The following is a 2935-nucleotide window of genomic DNA, read 5'->3' on the forward strand; positions in this document are numbered from 1 at the left end:
CTGTCGCGCACCGGGTGCGCTCCCACAAAGAGCCGGTGTTCAGACGCGGTACGCCACCGCCTTCATCACCATCGACGTCAAATGCATCACGCCCGGTATCGGAAACGGCAAGTCGATGCCGCCGCGCTCGCGTGCGTTGTGTGCATGACGGATCTCATCGGCCTGCATCTGCGACAACACGGCGCGCGAGCGCTCGTCCTGGGCAGGCAGCTTGTCGAGATGCTCTTCGAGGTGCGCCTCCACCTGCCGCTCCGTCTCCACCACGAAACCCAGGCTCACCGGATCACCGGCCAGTGCCGCGATCGCGCCAATGGCGTAGCTGCCGGCGTACCACAGTGGATTGAACAGGCTGGGGCGGCTGTCGAGTTCTTTCAGGCGGTCGGCGCACCAGGCCAGGTGATCGGTTTCTTCGGCGGCCGCGTGCTGGAGGTGTTCGCGGATGTCGTCGTTGCGGGCCAGGGCGGCCTGTCCGTCATACAGCGCCTGGGCGCAGACTTCGCCGGTGTGGTTGATGCGCATCAGGCCCGCGGCGTGGCGGCGTTCGGCATCGTCCATATCCGCTTCATCGAAAGCATCGGCGGGCGAGGGGCGGGCCGCTTCCGGTGCGCCGGACACGGTTTCCAGCGCGCGTTCGATGCCGGACAGCAGGCGGTCGAGCGGGGAGAGTGTGCGTGCGTTCATGGCGAAATCTCCAGTTGCTGCGCGAGCAGGGTCAGCGGATGCATGGTCGGCCAGTGCTCGCCTTGCTTATCCATGCCCGCAGCCAGGTGCAGGCGACAACCGATATTGGACGACAACAGCTGCTGGGGTGCCAAGCTGGCAATTTGTCCAAGCACGCCCTCGCGCAACCGTGCCGCGCGTTCGGGAAACTCCAGCATGTGCGAACCAGCCGCGCCACAACAATGTGGTGGACGCGGCACCACCGCGAGATCGAGCGAGGGCACCTGCCGCAGCAGATCCTGCAGGGCCGATTCGCTGCGGGCGACATTGATCTGCGTGCAGGGGAAATGCACGGCGACGCGGCGCTGCAGCGGACGGAAGACGAGGCGATCCCGACGCTCCGCCAACAGCGTGACCGGGTCGCTCACCGCGACATCGGGCAGGGCGCGGCGCAGGGTGCCCAGGCAGCCGGGCGTCACGCTGACCAGTTGGGTCGCGCCGGAGCGTTGCCAGCTGTCGCGCACGCGTTCGGCCAGGCGATCGGCGGTGTCCATGTCGCCGCCATGCAGGTCCATGGCGCCACAACAGAAGGCGGGCAATCGTTCCACGCGGTAGCCCGCCGCCTGGAGCAGGGTGATGGTGGCGCGTTCGGCCGCTTCGTCTTCAACGCTGGCCACGCAGCCGGGAAAGAGGGCGACGGCGGGCTGGTCGGCGTCCTGGTTTTTGGGTGCTGGCGGGGCGGGCGCATGCTCCGCGTCCGCGTCCGACCAGGTTTCCAGCGCGGCGCGCCATGCCGATGCGGCTGGCAGGCGGTCGGCGAGTCGCTGCTTCCAGTGCGCCAGGCCGGTCGAGCCGCCCACGCGGGCCGCCAGTCTCAACAGGCTGGGTTGTTTGAGCATCGCCAGCAGCTGCTTGGGGCGTCGCGGCGACGGGCCAATCAGCGCCCGGGTCTCCACCAGCAGTTCGTCGTACTTGACGTTGGCCGGGCAGACGCGCTGGCAATTGAGACACCCCAGGCAGTGATCCAGATGGATGCGCAGGGCGTCCGTGGGCTCCGCGTCGCCCCGCGCCAGCGCGGCGGCAATGGCGATACGGCCGCGCGGAGACTCCGCTTCATTGCCGTCCAGGCCGTAGGTGGGACAGGTGGGAAGGCACAGGCCGCACTGCACGCACTGGTCGGCAAGAGAGGCGATCTTCTGTTTTCGAGTGTGTGGGGGCTTTTCAAGCGCCATGGTCGTCATGCTATCATTGCCAGCTCGCATCCCACCGGTCGGTGGGCTTGCGCGATTGATGAAAACTCCGTTATCATCTCGCGCCTTTGTTCCACCGATTATGTGAACCGCCCTAGAGGCGGCAGACTAGGTATTCTGAAATGAAAACGTTCAGCGCCAAGCCGGAAAGCGTCAAGCGCGATTGGTTCGTGATTGACGCCACGGACAAGACGCTCGGTCGTCTGTCGACCGAGATCGCCCGCCGWCTGCGYGGCAAGCACAAGCCGGAATTYACYCCGCACGTCGACACSGGCGATTACATCGTCGTGGTCAACGCTGAGAAGGTGGCCGTCACGGGTGCCAAGCTGGACGACAAGATGTACCACCGTTTCACCGGTTACGTCGGCAACCTCAAGACCATGAGTCTGAAGGACCTGCTCGCCACGCATCCGGAGCGCGTCATCGAAATCGCCGTCAAGGGCATGCTGCCGAAGAATCCGCTCGGCCGCGCGATGTACCGCAAGCTCAAGGTGTACGGCGGCGCCGAACATCCGCATACCGCTCAGCAGCCGCAGGCGCTGGAACTCTAAGGAATCATTATGGCGATCCAGCAGAACTACGGCACCGGCCGCCGCAAGACCTCCGCCGCTCGCGTGTTCCTGCGCAAGGGCAGTGGCGCGATCACGGTTAACGGCAAGACTCTCGACCAGTTCTTCGGTCGTGAAACCTCGCGCATGATCGTGCGTCAGCCGCTTGAGCTGATCGAAGCGACCGACAAGTTTGACGTCAACGTGACCGTCGCCGGCGGCGGCATCACCGGCCAGGCCGGTGCGATCCGTCTCGGTATCGCTCGCGCCCTGATCGAGTACGACGAAAGCCTGAAGTCCCAGCTCCGCAAGGCTGGCTTCGTGACCCGCGACGCCCGCGAGGTCGAGCGCAAGAAGGTCGGTCTGCATAAGGCCCGCCGCGCTACCCAGTTCTCGAAGCGCTAATTCTCCTCGGAGAGTTGCTTCGACGGTCCGGTGCACCAAGTCAGAGCGCACCGCTCCGCAGGGTTTTGGGAG

Annotated in this window: 4 protein-coding genes; 2 read left to right on the forward strand and 2 right to left on the reverse strand. The window is 65.7% G+C overall.

The window, feature by feature from the left end; genetic code table 11:
* Positions 1-39 precede the first annotated feature (39 nt).
* Complete coding sequence (gene coq7, locus AC1DMG_RS21295; RefSeq protein ID WP_477165769.1) at positions 40-681, reverse strand: 2-polyprenyl-3-methyl-6-methoxy-1,4-benzoquinone monooxygenase; 642 nt, start codon at positions 679-681, stop codon at positions 40-42.
* Entirely contained in the window at positions 678-1892 is a 1215-nt protein-coding gene (locus AC1DMG_RS21300) for a (Fe-S)-binding protein (RefSeq protein WP_477175053.1), read from the reverse strand. Before AC1DMG_RS21300 ends, coq7 begins: the two co-directional genes overlap by 4 nt.
* Before the next feature lie 140 nt (positions 1893-2032).
* On the opposite strand from AC1DMG_RS21300, the gene rplM reads away from it, so the two are divergent.
* Together rplM and rpsI are read left to right on the forward strand one after the other, a co-directional pair.
* The gene (rplM, locus tag AC1DMG_RS21305) at positions 2033-2461 is read left to right on the forward strand and encodes a 50S ribosomal protein L13 (RefSeq protein ID WP_046972628.1); all 429 of its coding nucleotides are present in this window, start codon (positions 2033-2035) and stop codon (positions 2459-2461) included.
* A 9-nt stretch (positions 2462-2470) separates the two neighbouring features.
* Positions 2471-2863, forward strand: a complete 393-nt coding sequence (gene rpsI, locus AC1DMG_RS21310) for a 30S ribosomal protein S9 (RefSeq protein WP_046972627.1) — start codon at positions 2471-2473, stop codon at positions 2861-2863.
* Positions 2864-2935: the final 72 nt, after the last annotated feature.

It is taken from the genome of Dyella sp. 01N36 (assembly GCF_056399745.1).

Bases quoted from the DNA above. Each gene is read 5' to 3' on its own strand.
- coq7 (WP_477165769.1), bottom strand. From the start codon at position 681: ATGAACGCACGCACACTCTCCCCGCTCGACCGCCTGCTGTCCGGCATC.
- AC1DMG_RS21300 (WP_477175053.1), bottom strand. From the start codon at position 1,892: ATGGCGCTTGAAAAGCCCCCACACACTCGAAAACAGAAGATCGCCTCT.
- rpsI (WP_046972627.1), top strand. From the start codon at position 2,471: ATGGCGATCCAGCAGAACTACGGCACCGGCCGCCGCAAGACCTCCGCC.